The following is a 17,612-nucleotide window of genomic DNA, read 5'->3' on the forward strand; positions in this document are numbered from 1 at the left end:
AATCAGGCGCTCGCTTACTTCCACGTATCCACATTACTGAAAGCTTTCATTTAGGTAATAAAGCATCCACATGGCATGCTTTTGTTCATCAGCGGCTATTCGTTTGAATCTGTCTTTGAAGTAGGGATTTTTAATTCGATCGGCAATATTTAAATAAGTCTGTACAGATTGTTGCTCATGGAAAAACGCCGTTTCTAACGCTTGACTATAATCATCTGGACAATGATCAATGATTTCGGGTGAATGCGTATAGCTAGTTAATTTCTGATAAAAGTTAGAGAACTCATTCAAATGACGTTGTTCATTAATTTTAATCGAAATAATGTGATTCTTTGTCTTTTCTGATGGAGTGAGTAAAGTTAGGTCATTATAAAAACAAATCGCAGTATATTCTCTATTAATTGCATGCTTTAAGTCTTCATACACATTCGGTTGTGTTTCATTTAAATATTGTCCTTTTAAGTCTGTGTCGTGAAAATAATGTTGATACATGTTAAGTTCCCCCTCAGTAAATAAATGATGGTGAATTATATGTATGGAAATTAACAAAATGACTCTATGATTATGAATATTTTCTTACGCAGGGTGCACGATAAAGAGTAAAAGGAGTGATATTTAAATGGAAAATGCGATCAAAAACCTAATGAGTTCGAATATTGTTTCTGTAACTTCAGAGCAATCAGTTCAAGAAGCGGCTGCATTAATGGAGCAAAATGATATCGGAGCGATTCCTGTTATTGAGAATGGTCAACTACGTGGTATTATTACTGACCGTGATATTACGCTTCGTGCGACAGCTAAAAATCAGCAAAGCAATTGCCCGATTAGTCAGTGTATGAGTAGTGAAATTGTATCAGCTGATGCGAGTATGGATATTCATGAAGCGGCTAATTTAATGGCTCAGAAACAAATTCGTCGCTTACCTGTAACAGAAAACGGTCAAGCAGTAGGTATGCTTTCAATTGGTGATTTAGCACAACAAAACATATATAGAAATGAAGCAGGCGATGCTTTATCAAACATTTCAATTCCAAAAGCTTCTATGCAAGGAGCGCAGCAACAAGCTAACGCTCAGGCAGCACAGCAGCAAGCTAATGCTCAGGCAGCACAGCAACAAAATGCACAAATGCAACAACAGCAAAACGCACAAATGGCACAGCAACAAAATGCTCAGATGCAACAGCAACAAAATGCACAAATGAATCAACAAAACAACAAAGGAATGCAGTAATCAAAAAAAGACGACCGCAACTTCGGTCGTCTTTTTATTAATACTCAAATACATCGCCGATATGTTCGTGTAATTCCTCATTTTCGATATGAATAATGACATGATGCTCACCTGATGTATCTTCATTAAATTCGGCTTGATAAACTCCTGGTTCAGTCTCTTCAGCGGATAACCAAACGCGCTGATCTTCAGAATCGACATGCCATACTTCGAAAGTAATGTCTGCAGATTCTAAGTCATCACCTTCATAGAGAACTTCTGAAGTTAATTGATCATCAACAAGTTGAAAATCAACAGATAAACGTTCATCAAGTTCTTCAGTATGGCCATGGTGGTCATGTTCATGAGAATTCCCGTCTGATGTCGCTGTTTCTACTTCTGCATCACCAACAACAAGGTCATATTGTGGCATGTGGTGTTGTTCTCTAGCAGTAACATGAGGCACTACGTAGAATGCGCCTTCTTCTTCAAACGTATAACTTACTTCATATACACCATCTTCAACTAATGAACCTTCAACCATGTCACCTGCTTCCTTTTGTCCTTCTTGCCAAACTTCAAAAGTGACATCATTCGCATCGTTAACAGCTTCACCATCTTGAGTTACGCGTGTTGATAATGTTGTCTCACCTAGGTCCTGTTCTTGTTCCATTAACACTTCCACTTCAAGGGGGGCTAATGAATCAACGTCATTTGTTTCTGCTTCCTGATCGTCTCCTCCGCAAGCGGCCATTATAACTAACATCGCTGCAACAAGGATTAATAACCATTTTTTCATTTATCATTCATCTCCTTCCATCAGCCATTGTAACCATTTATCCCAATTTTAACACGCTTTAAAGTAAAATCTTCTACAAGATTATGACGCTTTTAAGAAAAAAGTATGTCTATTTAATGAAACAAGCTATATGACATTTGTCATGCTAAAGTCCTGACGTTCATGACTATTTTAGAAGCTGTTTGAGCCTTAATATAATAAGAAAGATTAAACGTTGAGGTGAACAATATGGCAAATGCTAAACTATCAGAGCTTCGAAAAAAGATTCGACCTTTTGAAGATGCGGATGATCGAGCAAGTACTAAACAGTTAATTAATACTTTACCTCCATTTTTTATACTGTGGGTATTAGCTTACATTAGCTTGTCTATTTCGGTTTGGATTACGATTCCAATCGCAATTGTAGCAGCTGGATTTCTGGTTCGAACGTTTATTATATTTCATGATTGTTGTCATGGATCATTTTTTAAAAACCGTAAATTAAATAACTTTGTCGGTACAATGACCGGTGTCATGACTATGTTTCCTTACCTTAAGTGGAAAAGAGAGCATGCGATTCACCACGCAACGAGTAGTAACTTAAATAAGCGTGGTACGGGTGATGTTTGGATTATGACAGTAGATGAATATATGAAATCATCACCACTGCAAAGGTTACAATACCGTTTATACCGAAATCCTTTAGTCATGTTTGGTTTAGGTCCAATTTATATGTTGTTTATTACGAACCGATTAAACCGAAAAGATGCGAAAAAAGGTGAAAGACGTAACACTTACTTAACGAATGTATTAATTCTAGGTATCTCACTACTGCTTATTTGGTTAATCGGATTTTACGCGTTTTTCGTTATTCAGTTTACAATCATGTTTGTTTCTGGTGCGCTTGGCATTTGGTTATTCTATGTGCAGCATCAGTTTGAAGATTCATACTTTGAAGATGAATCTGAATGGGACTATGTGAAAGCAGCAATTGATGGTAGCTCATATTATAAGCTACCGCGTGTTTTACAATGGCTAACTGGTAATATTGGGTATCACCACGTGCACCATTTAAGCCCGAAAGTCCCTAATTACCATTTAGAAACCGTTCACGAAAAAACACCACCACTCCAAGAAGCAACAACAATTACATTAAAATCAAGTTTGAAGTCGATCAAGTTTAGATTATATGATGAGCATAAGAAAACGTTTGTTAGTTTTAGAGAGATTAAACAAAAAATGCGCCGAAATGAAACAGTCAACTCTTAAGAATTGAGTTTCGGCGGTTCAATTTATCAGCATTCCAGCAAATACATCAGTGTTCAAGCATTTTTGATGTAGAGATATCAAAGCGCAAAATCCGAACGAGTTCATTTATGATGACTCGTTCGGATTTTCTAATTTGACAACTAATTTTGTCCTAATTCTCGTTTTTATTATTGGCTCTGCTACATATCAGTAGTGGGGGACGATTGAATGGCCATTATATTATTTTTTCCCTTAAAAATGGTATGATTAAAATAAGTACAAAAGTTAGGTGGGCAATGAATGCAAAATTGGTTCAGTATTATTCCGCGAAATCTAAGTTTAAATATATATGTATGGGTTATTTTTAGTTTTTTACCTTTCTTCTTTATTTTTCGGTCTAATTCAGCGCTTGAGATCGTTTTGGGGCTTATAGCGATCTTAACATTCTTTTTAGCTTACCGTTTATCCTTTCTTTCTGATGGATGGCCAGTTTATGTTTGGGTCTCCATTAAAATCATAATTAGTGTCGGCATGACTTTATTTTACGGTTATGTCTATGTTTCATTGTTTTTAGCTTATTTCATTGGTAATGTTCAGCGAAAAGCAGGGTTTTTAACGTTATATATTATCCATTTAGTGACGACTTTAGTTGCTATTTATGGTAGCTTTTTCACCCAGACTGAACTATTTTTCACCCAATTACCTTTCATTATTATTACGATTATCGGGGTCGTACTACTACCGTTTAATACATATAATCGAATTAAACGCGAGAAGCTTGAAGGGGAGCTTGCTGATGCTAATCAGAAAATCTCTAAGCTTATGGTTTTTGAAGAGAGACAAAGAATTGCACGCGATTTACACGATACATTAGGCCAAAAGTTATCTTTAATCGGTTTGAAAAGTGATTTAGCAGGAAAGTTAGTGAAAGTCGATCAAGAAAAAGCGGTTAGTGAAATGAAAGATATAAATCAAACTGCTCGTACAGCATTAAAAGAAGTGCGTGATATGGTATCGGATATGAGAGGGACAAGATTGAAAGATGAATTGCGTTATATTAGACAATTACTAGAAGCAGCAGAGATCGAATATGATATAGAAGGGGAGCATGAACTACAACAGACTCCATTATTAATAGAAGATGTAGCGAGTATGTGTTTGAAAGAAGCCATCACCAATGTTGTGAAGCATAGTGGCGCCAGCTTGTGTCGAATTGGGGTTTTAGAAAAAGAAGACAGAATCGAGTTAATCATACAAGATGATGGAATCGGATTTCCTGAACAAGTGGCGGAAAATGGGCTAAGAGGTATGCGTGAGCGATTGGAATTTGTTAATGGTCATCTTGACATTAGTGGGCAAGAAGGAACTTCATTAAAAATCATGATTCCAAAGGCAGTGAAACAAGAAAGTTCAGAGGTGGTTGAATGATTCAGATTGTGTTAGCTGAAGATCAAGGGATGTTACTTGGAGCTTTAGGCTCTTTGTTGGATCTAGAGGCAGATATGCAGGTGGTTGGTAAGGCTGAAAATGGTGAAGAAGCTGTTCAGTTAGTCCGTAAACATAAGCCAGGCATTTGTATTATGGATATTGAAATGCCGATTAAATCAGGTTTAGATGCGGCAGAAGAAATGCTTAATCAAGATTGTAAAGTCATCATATTAACGACCTTTGCAAGAGCGGGTTATTTTGAACGTGCGAGAAAGGCAGGAGTTTCAGGTTATTTACTAAAAGATAGCCCAAGTGAAGAATTAGCTAATTCAATTAGAATCATTATGAACGGAAGAAAAGTCTATGCACCTGAACTAGTTGATTTAGCCTATGAAGAAGTGAATCCGTTGACAGAAAGAGAAGCTCAAGTTGTTAAGCTGATTGCAGAAGGAAAAAGCACGAAGGAAATCGCGCAACAATTATACTTAACGCATGGGACCATTCGTAATTATATCTCGATCATTTTCGATAAACTTGAAGTTAGTAATCGTATCGAAGCTATCTCCAAAGTTAAAGAAAAAGGGTGGTTATCCTCATGAAAAGGATCAGGGAATTTGGTATTGAAATTGGTTCTTTCCCTACAGGTGCCCGTAATCAAATTACAGATGTAGCTGGTGTTAAAGTTGGCCATAAGACACTTGCTAAAGGAGAAATACAAACGGGTGTAACCTCAATTATTCCAGGAGAAGGAAACATATTTCAAGAAAAATTCATAGCAGCGAGTCATGTGTTTAATGGATTTGGCAAGACAACAGGGTTAGTCCAAATTAATGAGCTAGGAACTCTAGAGACGCCTATTTTACTAACGAATACTTTAAGTGCCGGAACATGTACAACAGCGCTAGTCCGTTATATGCTTAAACAAGATGAAACGATTGGAAGTTCAACCGGGACAGTAAATCCAGTTGTCGGTGAGTGCAATGATATGGTCCTAAATAATATTCGCAACTTTAGTGTGTCAGAAGCGGATGCTTTAGAAGCGTTAGAAAATGCTCAAGTGAACATGCAAGAAGGAAGTGTAGGTGCTGGACGTGGTATGAAATGCTTCGGCCTTAAAGGAGGGGTTGGGACTTCATCACGGAAACTGACATATGAACATGGTGAATATACAATCGGCGTATTAGTGCTATCGAATTTTGGTAAATTAGAAGAATTTAGGTTGAATGGGCAATTGGTGGGGCCGCAACTAAAAACCCAATTAAATGAAGAAACTGATGAAGTCGACAAGGGCTCGATTATGATGATCGTAGCGACGGATTTACCTGTTACATCAAGTCAATTAAAGCGAATTATTAAACGAACAGGAAACGGATTGAGTCGAACGGGTTCATTTATGGGGAATGGTAGTGGTGATGTGGTCATTGGCTATTCGACTGCAAACCGAGTTCCTCATGCTTCAAAGAAACTTCAGCAAATGAGAGTGGTTCATGAAAATGATTTAGATCAGGCGTTCTTAGCAGTAGCAGATACAACAGAAGAAGCTATCTTAAACTCGATGGTAAAAGCAGAAACAGTAACTGGACGAAACGAAACAACGCTTCATTCGTTATATAAATATATAGATAATTTAATGAGAAGGGGATAAGCGGATGGCGAAAAAGGGTAAGAAGAATAAAGGTGAATCGAAGTACTGGATCGCCGATATGTTATCTTTTTTAATTGAAATATTGATTTATTTTCCAAGGCTTATTGTGTCATTTATTCGAAGTATATTCTAAAAGCGGAGGGCCTAAGATGAGTTATTTAGATGAGTTAAAGCATTTTGACGCTATAGGACAGAAAGAATTGATCAATCGTAAGGAAGTGACGAGTGAGGAAGTAACGAATTATTACATAGAACGAATCAAGCAATTAAACCCCATGCTTAATGCAGTTATCCATAAGATGTTTGATCAGGCTAAAGAACAAGTGAAAGAAAAGGAGAAGGTTGATCATCCATTAGCTGGGTTACCTTTTTTAATAAAGGACCTTAATCCGATTTATGATGAACCATTCACTAATGGGTCAAGACTACAGAAGGACTTTGTTGCAAAAGAAGAAGATGTGTTTGTTAGAAGGTATCGTGAAGCAGGGTTAAACTTCCTTGGTAAAACGAACACACCAGAATTCGGCTTTTTACCAATCACTGAACCAGAATTATTTGGCCCTACTCATAACCCATGGGACCTATCACGTTCACCAAGTGGGTCAAGTGGAGGATCAGCAGCGGCAGTTGCAGCAGGAATGGCACCATTTGCTCATGCTAATGATGGTGGTGGCTCGATTCGTATGCCTGCTTCAAGTTGTGGTTTGTTTGGGTTTAAACCATCACGTGGTCGTATTCCGATTTCGCCTTATATTAACCAAATTTCAGTTAATCATGCTGTTGCAAGGTCAGTGCGTGATAGTGCAGCTTTACTTGATGTTATTAGTGGTGGAACGAATGCAGAGCTATACCCAACATATAAAAACGACCAAACCTTTGTTAAAACCGCTCAAAAAACCCCGAGATCACTTAAAATTGCCGTTACACCTGATTGGAATCAACAAGTGACGATTGATGAAGATACGAAAAAGGCATTTGATGAAACAGTTGAATTATTAGAAAATCTTGGTCATGAAGTCGAGGGAATAACAGTACCACTGAATTTTGACGCTTATACAGAAAACTTTATTAAAATATGGGTTGGTTCTGGCTCTGTCGCAATCAACCACTTAGGCATGATGTCAGGAAGAACGCCATCAGAGGAAAACTTAGAAGCATTATCATATGAAATCTTAAAAAAAGGCAAGGGTATGACAGCTTATGAATATGAAGAGGCTCGAGTATTAATTCAACTAGAATCTAAAAAACTGCTATCTTTATATGATCAATATGATGTATTGTTAACGCCTGTGTTAAACCGCCTGCCTGTTAAAACAGGTGAGTTAAAACAAAATACGATTGAAGCATTAACGAAAAATATGGTCGATTACTGTAGCTTTACTCCAATTGCTAATGCAACGGGCCAACCTGCTATGAGTGTGCCTGTTTATTGGACAGAAGAAGGGGTGCCAATAGGAATGCAATTTAAAGCAAACGCCGGGCAAGATCACCTTTTATTCCAATTAGCTAATCAGATTGAAAAAGCCCAACCGTGGTTTTTAAAATATTTAGAATTAGATCAAAAGTTAATGCAAATGAGTCAATAAAAATGAGTCCGCAATTTATGTTTGCGGACTCATATATATTTTAATGGACCAATGCGTCGTAAGCCTGGATTAACCCATTACCATAATGGTTGCTATTACCAAGTGGCTTAGCTGATTGGTTAAGAACATTTCTTAGTTGTGTGTTTGAATATTGTGGGTTACTTTGCCAAACCAGAGCTGCAACACCCGCTACGTGTGGTGATGCCATTGAAGTTCCGTTTAGTGAAGAGTAGTTATTGTTCGGGTATGTGCTTAGAATATTGACACCAGGTGCTGAAATTTCGACTGCAGGTCCAGTACTTGAGAATGATGCGCGGTTTTCATTTTGATCTACAGCAGCTACAGCCATTACAGAATCATACTGAGCAGGATAACCAACACTGTCACCAACCCCCCATGCATTTCCACTGTTACCAGCAGCTGCAATAACTAATAGGCCTGCATCATTAGCATAATCACTGTAAGCTTGCAAAATGGAAGAGTGAGTTGGTCCGCCTAAAGACATGTTGATGACGTCCATACCGTTTAAAATTGACCACTCAATCCCCTGAGCAATGCCTGAGTAAGACCCGCCACCACTACTGTCTAATACTTTTACAGCATATAAATTGGCTTGTGGTGCAACACCAAGAACACCAATGTTATTATCTAGTGCTGCAACCGTTCCAGCAACATGAGTTCCGTGGCCATTGCTATCATAATACGGATCACTATCCGGATAGTTGTTAAAGACAGAGTGTCCTCCAGATACGTTTAAATCCTCATGACTAGCGTCAATACCCGTATCAAGAATGGCTACATCTACACCCTGGCCATAATAGCCAGATGAATGTGCATCAGTTGCTTGAACCGAGTCAATTCCATATGGTACATCCTGATAGTAAGCCTCAGCTTCAGCGTTTTCCTCTACATATTTTATTTGTGGGTGATTGTCGACTAATTTAGCTTGTTGTTCAGATAATTCAACGTGATAAACAGGGAGAATCTCTGACTTGAATAAAATATCGTCTTCCTCTACATCAAATGAATTTAGTATTCCTTTTTCAGCAGGTCCGTCAAACATAATGAGATAATCTTCTTTATTCAGCTCATCTTGATCAGCTGAGACAGTGATTTGTAGCGCAAATAAAATGGCTACAGTCAAAAAAGCAACTATTAACTTTTTCATTGAAACACTCCTCGGGAAAGAATTTAAATATGTTTTTTAGAAACGACTGGGGGTAACATCAAAAAAAGATCAGGCTGGTAAAATTTTGATTGGCAAGTTGTTCATTAAACCCTCCTCTAGTATTTTGTTTTTGCTCTGTTAAACAAAATGGTTTAGTAAAGAGAAGGTAAGTATGACAGTAGAATTTGATAGAGGATTGATTGGGATTAATTTTAATACAGAGCATTCATTTAGGGGTATGACCCTAGTTTACAAAACGCTGATTACACCTCCTAATTCTAAATCATCTAAATATTAGCACAAATTTTGTTGGAAGGTTAATAGTGAAAAAGAATGAAATGCCCAGGTTTATGCCCTCTAGGCAGGAGCTGAAATTCAAACTATTAACCTATAATTTACATCATTTTTCTGAAAACAAGACTAAATTATGAAAATTGTATAAAAGTGGTTTCATGACAAGGAGTGACACGGTTCGTTGGCTTTTTAGTTTTAGTTTAATCATTTCCTTTAAAGCGTGCGAGAATCAAAGTTTATGATTCGATAGTATGCCATTAAAAAGTTGATCTAATATCTGCATAGTGAATTAGTTGGGTGGAGTGCTTTGACCTAAGTTTAAGAAGGTTGTATATAAGATTGTGTAAGAGGGATGTAGGTCATATGAGAGTGTTTTTGTAAATGTTTGGAAGGTGTTAAAGTAAATTTCATCAGAATGCTAACAAGGTATAAAAGCCCCTACCTGAAGGGTTGGTAGGGACAGTCTCTCTTAGCTTAGAAGTTTATAATATTATATCGAGCATGAGGTACTTACCTTTTACTTAACATTAGTAAAATTATGTAAGTGTTTCGTGTAAGACAGATTGTAGCTTCAGCGCAAAATGTTCACGGTCTTCTTTGGTAAAAGCTTTTGGCCCTTTCGTACGCTGACCACTTTTTCTAGCCATCGCATTAAGATAGCGGGATTGTAGTAGTTGGTCGATATTATGTTCAGAGTACAGAAAGCCTTTATGGTGCATAACTGTGCAGCTTTTTGGGAGGGCGAGAGAAGCTAATCCATAATCTTGAGTAATGATTAGGTCACCTTTATTGGCTTGTTGCATAATTTTATAATCAGCAGCCTCCGCATCCGAATCGACATAAATCGTCTCAACTCCTTCTTGTTCATCAAACGGTGAGAAGTGTGCGAAACTTTTCACCATTAAAACAGGGATCGTATACTTTTGCGCTTCTTTAATCGTTTCTTCAGTAACAGGACATGCATCAGCATCTATGATAATTTTCATTTTATAACTCCTCACCTTGATTTAATAGGTATTAGGATCTGGGTAAAAAAATATATAAATTAGTCGAAATAATAGTTATAATCAATATTATAAGGGATTTATATACAAAGGGGGCTATGAAATGTCTGAGGTGTCAAAGTTTATTATTTTTCAACTTAATCATGAACGATTCGCGATTAATATTCAACAAGTAAGGTCAATTGAGAAAATGCCAGAACTAACAACCATGCCACAAATGCCACAAGCCATGAAAGGGATCTTCGAATTAAGAGGTGCTATTACGCCGGTGATTGACTTAAAGGAAAAACTTGAGATGGGGCAGGCAGAGTATAGTGAGGAAACACGTACACTAATCTTAACGATTGATGGGAATCAACTCGGTGTGATTGTTGATAAAGCCACTGAAGTCGTTAATATAAGTGATGACGTAATTGAACCACCACCAGAAATGGTAGCAGGAGTTGAAAGAGAGTATATAACAGGAGTAGCCAATCAAGATGGCCAATTAATTGTTTTATTAGATTTAGATCGTGTTTTGAACTTTGCAGAATTTAATGTTAGTTAAATAGAGGGGAGACGCCGGATTATTGTATAATCCGGCGTTTTTTGTAATAAAAAACTAATCATTTTTCACTTGATTTATTACCAAACTAAGATAAAATATAGTTAGTGCATTACATCACTAATGCACTATGTCACTTCGTGTGAAGGTGGGAGAACGTTGGTATTAAACCATGACAGTATGAAACCAATATATATTCAAATTGCTGAATGGCTCGAAACTGAGGTGATCAACGGTAATTTGAGTGTAGACGATAAGATATATTCACAGTATCAATTAGCAGACTTGTTAAACATTAACCCGGCAACAGCTGGTAAAGGTTTAACAAAGCTATTAGAAGACGACATTGCCTATAAAAAGCGAGGTCTTGGCATGTTTGTAAAAGAAAATGCTCGGGAGAAGATTCTTTTAAAACGAAAAAATGAAACGTTAAAAACGATTATTAAAGATCTCGTTCAAGAAGCGGATTACTTACAAGTTAGCAATGAGGAACTAAAACATATGATTGAAGCTGAACGAACAAAAAGGGGGAGTTCATAATGGGGGTTGTATCGAGTCGTCATTTAACGAAGTCTTATCGAAATAATCATGCAATTAAAGATTTAACCATTCAATTTCAAGAAGGTAGTATTACAGGATTGATTGGTCGTAATGGAGCTGGTAAGACGACGTTACTTAAGCTGATTGCTGGGCTAATCAAAAAAACAGACGGTGAGTTAACTGTTTTGGGTGAAGAACCATTTAATAGTTTAAAAGTGTCGGCGAACTCTATCTTTGTAGACGATCAATTACCTTTCCCGCAAGACTTTAAAGTAAAAGACGTTTTAAGGGAGTTCAGTCGTTTTTATCCAAATTGGGATGGTGAGTTGGCTGACAGGTTAACTAGCTATTTTTCGATCGATAAAGAGACACTGCCACTCCATTTCTCTAAAGGTAAACGTAGTACATTTAATGCTATTGTTGGTTTAGCAACCCATGCACCACTTACGATCTTTGATGAGCCAACGACGGGGATGGATTATTCTGTTCGGCATGATTTTTATCGTGCGTTGTTAAAGGATTATATGGAGTACCCTCGTACGATTATTGTTTCAAGTCATTTATTGAATGAATTAGAAGATCTATTAGAAGAAATTGCGCTTATTCATGATGGAAAGCTTTACTTTCAGGAAACCGTCCCTAGTTTAAAGGAGTATGCTGTTGGGTTAACTGGTTCTACTTCTCTATTAAATTCTATTACCCAAGAGCATGATGTCTTGTATAGCAAAGATGTTGGTATGAACCAACAGTATATAGTTTTGAAAGATAGGCTAACAGAAACTGAAAAAGACTCATTAAGACGTGAAGGAGTAAAGCTGTCACCAGTGTCACCTGCTGACCTTTGTGTTTATGTGACGAACAAGGCTGAAGGAGGAATTGATGATGTCTTTAACCGAAGTGAAACCATATGATGTTGTGAAAAAGCAATCGCGGCTAAAAATAAATGGATTTGTGCGGGTGTTTACGTCATTAGTGATTGCTCATTTAGTCGCGATGGTGCTCTCGTATAATGGAACGGGTTCAATGGGTGGATCTGCTAATGGAGGAATGTTTAACTACCGATTCAACCTTATATCTGGAGACATGATTTTCATTTTTACATTAATTTGGGCTGCAGTAATCCCGTATGGTTTGGTTAAAGATGAACAACGCGATATTGATTTTACGTTTGTTTCTAATCGATTAACGAATCATTTATCGAACTTTGTGTTTTTAGCTTTGATGAGTCTGTTCGGTGCGATCATGACTTTAGGTACATCCTTATTATTTAAGACTTTGGTTTATTTATTAAATTCAAATGTTAGTGTACATACAAGCTATGCATTTTTCGATATATTTATTGCCATAGCAGTTATGTTTATGTACATTTTGTTGTTAGCGTCTTTAGGTTATGCAGTGAGTTTAATGATGAATACGCATGTGATTATGAAGGTTGTTGTGCCTGTTACGATTTTTGGATTAGCTTTTCTCGACCCAGTGCATGGTACTTTTTCGAGCATGTTTCAGTTTTACGTATTTGAATCATCACTTATCTTGTTGTCTATTAAGGTGATATTCACAGTGATTGCTTTGTTTGGCGTAATTCTGCTTGTATCGAATCGGTGGGAGGTTAGAGCATGAGTACCTTTAACATAATGGGGTTAATCCCTTTTGTTATCTTTTTCGCTATACTTATTTTACTTATTATCGGTGTGACTAGGGGGCTCTCATCGATTTTACCAACCAGTTTTATTAAGCACCAAAATCGTATCATTTTAATGGGGTATAGTATTGTTGTCATAATTGGAGCACTTGGGTATTTCCTTATCATTGATCGTGATTCTGAAGTTGCTTATATGATGGATGAAGAACGGTATGAAGAGATATTAGAGATGGACCGTGCTTTATTGAATGGAACGTTTGATCAATTTGAAGAATTATCAGTACAAGAAGCTTGGACATTTGAAGTTGATGATGAAATTTCGATTAACAATTTTGATGTTGAAGGTGGAGTATGGGACACACCTATTTTTATTAAAGAGAATGATTCCTTAGATGGTGAAGTAGAGGTGAAATTCTTAACACCTGAACAACTAGTCATAAGAGGATTTGTAGTTGATGAGGAGTTTCCAGTCCCATCTATTACGAGTCGGTCAGATACTATTCGAATTGTTACGACAGATTTAAATGTTGAGATGGAATTGTTAACACATGAAGGCGTGTTTAATCGTTTCTTAGTGTCTGAATCTCGTTCTGAAGTTATGGATGACAGAATGCATTTTGATAACACTTCTATTCAGTTATTAGTTATCGAAATACCATCTGGAGTGGAAGTGGTAAGTGATAGTGATCGGTTGTTTGATCATAGACAAGAAGCTGAATAATTTTAAGTAAAGCACTTTAGAAGAAACCCGCTTGGACTTATTCCAAGCGGGTTTGATGTTTTAAAAGTTGGTCATCGAGATTGGTTTGTTGCGTGTGTAGAAGATTTCATTTATCACTTCAACGTGATCTTCATTCGATAATTCAACTTTATCATATAAATATAGTTTGTTAAAATCAATGACTCCAAGTAATAGACTGGTTAAATCTGAGATATCGATTTTAACTGTTGTGTCAGCCTTAGCCCCTTGAATGACAGCTGGTTTACCATTTGTAAATTTCACTGTGACATCGCCTGCATTAGCTGGGTACATCGAATCAGTCACTTGAAACATGATTGAATGATTGGCGTTATTAAAGTTGTGTTTCGATAATTGTGAGAAAAACCGCTTAACATTAATGACGCGATACATTAGACCTAATCCTGACTTGTTTGTTTGATGATAGACGAAATTAACAAGCTCATCAGACCCATCACGTGCATCGGTGAAGAAGTGATGCATCGTATCGTCTTGTGTTGGGAATGTAATACGATGCACTTGGTCCTTCTGCGTATGGAAGAAGGTCGATAACTGCTTAAGTGCATCTTTGTCTGTATAAACGAATTCATGGATGGTTATATTGCTTGATAAGAAATTGTTAGCTTCACGTTCTTTAAAAGAAAAGATTGCATAACCCGTAACGTTGCCCTTCTTCTTGACACCTAAGATTTTAAACTTAAACTTCTCAAATGGTTTTTTATATTGTAAGGAGTTTTTCTTCATAAGGCCATGATGACGCTTGGCAAAAGTGTTGTAACAGTCCACTAATGCTTGGCTGTCGTCTTTCGTTAAGAAAGCTAAGTCATTTTTGTGCTTAAAATCTGGAAAGGCATGCGGTGCAACATGGTAAACATCCTTCTTCACCCCATACCCGAAGCCCATTTGATAATAAAAATCTGGTCTGAATGCATAAAGAGCAGTTAGAGCAAATCCACGCTTGTCAAAATAGTCTAAGTAGAAATCGACAAGAGATTTTGCAACGCGTTCTTTTTTATGTAACAAATCAACGCCGACAGAGCTTAAGCCCCCAGTCGGTAAAAATGTCCCGAATACATTCATCTCAAAATCAAACAACTTCATTGAACCAATTAATTGGTTGTTTTGAAAGACACCATAAGGTACGACGCCTTCAGCTTGATCTAGGAAATTTTTTTCTTCTTTAACGAGCTTTTCGATCTCTTCTTCGCTGTTTGCTGGATTTGATGTGTAGGCCTGTTCGTGCAAGATGACATTATCCCGGTACTCTTCTTCTCGTATCTTTCTTACTTCGTGCATAATTCCGCCTCCTCGTTTGTTATTATTATAGAATCACTGAAATAATTATCAATAAAAAAATAATTGGTTAACAATTCGGTCATATGTAATTATCTTTATACTTTAATTATATATTATCATTACTTCAATAAAACACACTGTTTTTTTACTTAAAAGGGGAACATTAGACTCATTTTTCTGATTTTTCTAGAAATTTAGTTTGTTTTATTGTACAATCCTTATTGAAATTAAAATATGGAGGGTTGTGGATGAGAAAGGTAATTGTAAGGAGCGGACTGATTGGTATAATCTTTTCAATAATAGTTGTCTTAATGGTAGTGTCTAGTATGAATCAGTCTAAAGCTTCTATACTTGGCCTAACAGAAAAATTATCTGATAAATTAATTGAGACTCTTGAGGTGGTTGATGATGCATTGTACCATGATGTTGTTGTAGTATTTGATGATTTAGAAAATGTATCACAGCTAGACGATTTAAACCGTAATTATCACGATTATGAACATTTACCTTTTGCAAGGGTTTATTTAAATCAAGAAGAAATTGCTGAAGTATCACAATGGAGTGAAGTACAATACATTGAGCCGAACCAGCAATTATCATTGTTTAATGCAGAAGGTCGCGATATGACACAGGTTGACGTTATACAAGAAGACTATGGTTATTCTGGTGAAGGTGTTGAAATTGCGGTCATTGATACAGGTTTGGACGGTTTACACCCTGATGTTCAGCATAACCAAGTAAGAAACTGGCAGGTAGCAGGTACCATTTTGACAGACAATGACCTGTTTGTCAGTACAACACCTGATGGAACTAATATAGAAACAAGTGTCTATGACCTTGAACTAGATGCAGGTGCACCTGTTAATAATGATGAGTATGGTCATGGTACTCATGTATATGGAACAATTGCAGGTAGTGGGGATGCTTCTGATGGTCATTTGAAAGGAATGGCTCCGGATGCGCAAGTTCATAGTTACAGTACATCTGCAGCTGTGTTGTTAGTTTATACTTTAGAGGCTTATGATCATATCATTGATCAAGTTAAGAATGAGGAAGCAGATATTCGATTAATTTCAAATAGTTGGGGTTCAGAAGGTTGTGACTTTAACCCTAATAATGCAACAAACATAGCGGCAAAAGAAGCATTTGATCTAGGTATTTTAAGCGTTTTTGCATATGATAATTCTGGTTCTGACAGTGACACGTGTAATCCATATGCAGCATCGCCTTATGTTTTAGGTGTTGGAGCTACGGATAAATCTTTTGGTGTAACAGGTTTTTCTTCAAGAGGTAAGGTTGATGGTAACTTTGACAGAGAATTAGCTCTTGAGAATGCTGAAGCTTATTACAATGCTTCAACTGAAGAACAGGAAAATTGGGATATTGAAAGCGATCCATTAGGGTTGTATCGTCCATCAGTTGTTGCACCAGGTGAAGATATTGTTTCAGCTCAAAATCCTTTACACGCTATGACATTAAGTGGTACTTATTATGGCTCTGCAAGTGGTACATCAATGGCCGCACCAATGGTTACAGGTGTATTAGCTGTAATCATTGACGCCTATGAACAAAACCACGATGGCACATTAAGTCCTAAAGATTTAATAAGACTACTAGAAGTAACAGCAGACACTGATGTTATGAAAGGTTATCAAGAATATGAAGCGGGAGCTGGGTTTGTTGATGCAAAAACAGCTGTGACTCGTGCTATTAATAATGAAATTCCAAGTGAAGTTACGCTGAACGATTTAGTGACTTATGAAAAACCAGAAAGCGTTAAGGTTGAAAGTGGTTCATATGAAGGGCGTGTTGCACCAAATTCATGGGAAACAAATGAAGGATATGAAACACATACTTTTGAGGTACAAGAAGGAGCATTATCAGCCTCGGCAGATCTTTCGTGGTCTTTGAGCCTTGAGAATATATACATTTCGTTATTTGGACCTGATGGTGATGTCACTGACGTCGATGCTGCAGATACTCAGTCAGCAGGGTTGATAGATTTAGGTAATGAACGATCAGTTTCTATTAACTTTCCAGAGCCAGGAACTTGGACAGTTCGTATAGATGGGAGAGCTAATCTACTATCTAGTTATGATGGTGATTGGCAAGTTGAGTACCCGGAAGACCTAAGCTATGACCCAGAAACAGTTCTAGATGTTACACCAGAAAAGGTTTCTGGAAATGATGGAATAGCCATATATGCTGAAGTGTTTAGTCCGGACGGGATAAGTGATATTGAATCGATTGACCTAAAGGTGGAAGCTTCAAATGGTCGAACACTTCATCACTTTACAAAGGGTGAGTTTGATGTGACAGATGAAGCATTTGAAATTGAGAAATCAGATCTTAAATTAACCGCTAAATCTCCTTGGATTGTAAAATTAGAAGTGGAGGATTCAGCAGGTAACATCACATATGACCAAACGTTAGTAGGAAAAGAATAATACAGTTAAGAAAGCCGGGGATAGGATTCCGGCTTTCTTATAT

Annotated in this window: 18 protein-coding genes; 13 read left to right on the plus strand and 5 right to left on the minus strand. The window is 37.1% G+C overall.

Translation table 11 applies throughout. The features are described 5' to 3' along the window. Window positions 1-33 precede the first annotated feature (33 nt). Window positions 34-492 carry a ferritin family protein gene (locus ABDZ63_RS00910; protein WP_343781161.1) on the minus strand — a complete coding sequence of 153 codons (459 nt, stop codon included), beginning with the start codon at window positions 490-492 and terminating at the stop codon, window positions 34-36. 127 nt (window positions 493-619) lie between these two features. Here ABDZ63_RS00910 and ABDZ63_RS00915 point away from each other — a divergent pair, with 127 nt between their 5' ends. Continuing rightward, the gene (locus ABDZ63_RS00915; protein WP_343781163.1) at window positions 620-1,231 is read left to right on the plus strand and encodes a CBS domain-containing protein; all 612 of its coding nucleotides are present in this window, start codon (window positions 620-622) and stop codon (window positions 1,229-1,231) included. Window positions 1,232-1,268: 37 nt separating this feature from the next. On the opposite strand, the gene ABDZ63_RS00920 is transcribed toward ABDZ63_RS00915, so the two are convergent. Continuing rightward, window positions 1,269-2,009, minus strand: coding sequence for a FixH family protein (locus ABDZ63_RS00920; protein WP_343781164.1), 741 nt, complete (start codon window positions 2,007-2,009; stop codon window positions 1,269-1,271). A 228-nt stretch (window positions 2,010-2,237) separates the two neighbouring features. Here ABDZ63_RS00920 and desA point away from each other — a divergent pair, with 228 nt between their 5' ends. The 6 genes from desA to ABDZ63_RS00950 all read left to right on the plus strand — a co-directional run bounded on the left by desA (window position 2,238) and on the right by ABDZ63_RS00950 (window position 7,895). After that, the gene (gene desA, locus ABDZ63_RS00925; protein WP_343781166.1) at window positions 2,238-3,257 is read left to right on the plus strand and encodes a Delta(5) desaturase DesA; all 1,020 of its coding nucleotides are present in this window, start codon (window positions 2,238-2,240) and stop codon (window positions 3,255-3,257) included. A 279-nt stretch (window positions 3,258-3,536) separates the two neighbouring features. Continuing rightward, a complete protein-coding gene (locus tag ABDZ63_RS00930) occupies window positions 3,537-4,664 on the plus strand; it encodes a sensor histidine kinase (RefSeq protein WP_343781167.1) in 1,128 nt (375 codons plus the stop codon). Continuing rightward, a complete protein-coding gene (locus tag ABDZ63_RS00935; RefSeq protein WP_343781168.1) occupies window positions 4,661-5,263 on the plus strand; it encodes a response regulator in 603 nt (200 codons plus the stop codon). Before ABDZ63_RS00930 ends, ABDZ63_RS00935 begins: the two co-directional genes overlap by 4 nt. Continuing rightward, complete coding sequence (locus tag ABDZ63_RS00940) at window positions 5,260-6,309, plus strand: DmpA family aminopeptidase (RefSeq protein WP_343781169.1); 1,050 nt, start codon at window positions 5,260-5,262, stop codon at window positions 6,307-6,309. Before ABDZ63_RS00935 ends, ABDZ63_RS00940 begins: the two co-directional genes overlap by 4 nt. Window positions 6,310-6,313: 4 nt before the next feature. Next, window positions 6,314-6,442 carry a hypothetical protein gene (locus ABDZ63_RS00945; RefSeq protein WP_343781170.1) on the plus strand — a complete coding sequence of 43 codons (129 nt, stop codon included), beginning with the start codon at window positions 6,314-6,316 and terminating at the stop codon, window positions 6,440-6,442. A gap of 16 nt (window positions 6,443-6,458) precedes the next feature. Then, window positions 6,459-7,895 carry an amidase gene (locus ABDZ63_RS00950; protein ID WP_343781171.1) on the plus strand — a complete coding sequence of 479 codons (1,437 nt, stop codon included), beginning with the start codon at window positions 6,459-6,461 and terminating at the stop codon, window positions 7,893-7,895. A gap of 40 nt (window positions 7,896-7,935) precedes the next feature. On the opposite strand, the gene ABDZ63_RS00955 is transcribed toward ABDZ63_RS00950, so the two are convergent. Then, window positions 7,936-9,063: a S8 family peptidase gene (locus tag ABDZ63_RS00955; RefSeq protein WP_343781172.1), complete on the minus strand. Its 1,128-nt coding sequence runs from the start codon at window positions 9,061-9,063 to the stop codon at window positions 7,936-7,938. 830 nt (window positions 9,064-9,893) lie between these two features. After that, complete coding sequence (locus tag ABDZ63_RS00960; RefSeq protein WP_343781173.1) at window positions 9,894-10,343, minus strand: YaiI/YqxD family protein; 450 nt, start codon at window positions 10,341-10,343, stop codon at window positions 9,894-9,896. 121 nt (window positions 10,344-10,464) lie between these two features. Here ABDZ63_RS00960 and ABDZ63_RS00965 point away from each other — a divergent pair, with 121 nt between their 5' ends. From ABDZ63_RS00965 to ABDZ63_RS00985, 5 genes are all read left to right on the plus strand, one after another. Then, window positions 10,465-10,908: a chemotaxis protein CheW gene (locus ABDZ63_RS00965; protein ID WP_343781174.1), complete on the plus strand. Its 444-nt coding sequence runs from the start codon at window positions 10,465-10,467 to the stop codon at window positions 10,906-10,908. 156 nt (window positions 10,909-11,064) lie between these two features. Continuing rightward, a complete protein-coding gene (locus tag ABDZ63_RS00970; RefSeq protein WP_343781175.1) occupies window positions 11,065-11,445 on the plus strand; it encodes a GntR family transcriptional regulator in 381 nt (126 codons plus the stop codon). Then, complete coding sequence (locus ABDZ63_RS00975) at window positions 11,445-12,356, plus strand: ATP-binding cassette domain-containing protein (protein ID WP_343781176.1); 912 nt, start codon at window positions 11,445-11,447, stop codon at window positions 12,354-12,356. The genes ABDZ63_RS00970 and ABDZ63_RS00975 overlap by 1 nt, the downstream gene beginning before the upstream one ends. Further along, complete coding sequence (locus ABDZ63_RS00980; RefSeq protein ID WP_343781177.1) at window positions 12,328-13,065, plus strand: hypothetical protein; 738 nt, start codon at window positions 12,328-12,330, stop codon at window positions 13,063-13,065. Before ABDZ63_RS00975 ends, ABDZ63_RS00980 begins: the two co-directional genes overlap by 29 nt. Next, entirely contained in the window at window positions 13,062-13,808 is a 747-nt protein-coding gene (locus ABDZ63_RS00985; RefSeq protein ID WP_343781178.1) for a hypothetical protein, read from the plus strand. The genes ABDZ63_RS00980 and ABDZ63_RS00985 overlap by 4 nt, the downstream gene beginning before the upstream one ends. 60 nt (window positions 13,809-13,868) lie before the next feature. Here the strand turns inward: ABDZ63_RS00985 and ABDZ63_RS00990 are convergent, their stop codons facing one another. Further along, entirely contained in the window at window positions 13,869-15,122 is a 1,254-nt protein-coding gene (locus tag ABDZ63_RS00990; RefSeq protein ID WP_343781180.1) for a GNAT family N-acetyltransferase, read from the minus strand. Between the two features lie 248 nt (window positions 15,123-15,370). On the opposite strand from ABDZ63_RS00990, the gene ABDZ63_RS00995 reads away from it, so the two are divergent. Beyond that, on the plus strand, window positions 15,371-17,569 hold the full coding sequence (locus ABDZ63_RS00995; protein WP_343781182.1) for a S8 family peptidase: 2,199 nt from the start codon (window positions 15,371-15,373) through the stop codon (window positions 17,567-17,569). Window positions 17,570-17,612: the final 43 nt, after the last annotated feature.

It is taken from the genome of Alkalibacillus silvisoli, from assembly GCF_039521975.1.
In the GTDB taxonomy this organism is placed as follows: Bacteria; Bacillota; Bacilli; order Bacillales; family Alkalibacillaceae; genus Alkalibacillus; species Alkalibacillus silvisoli.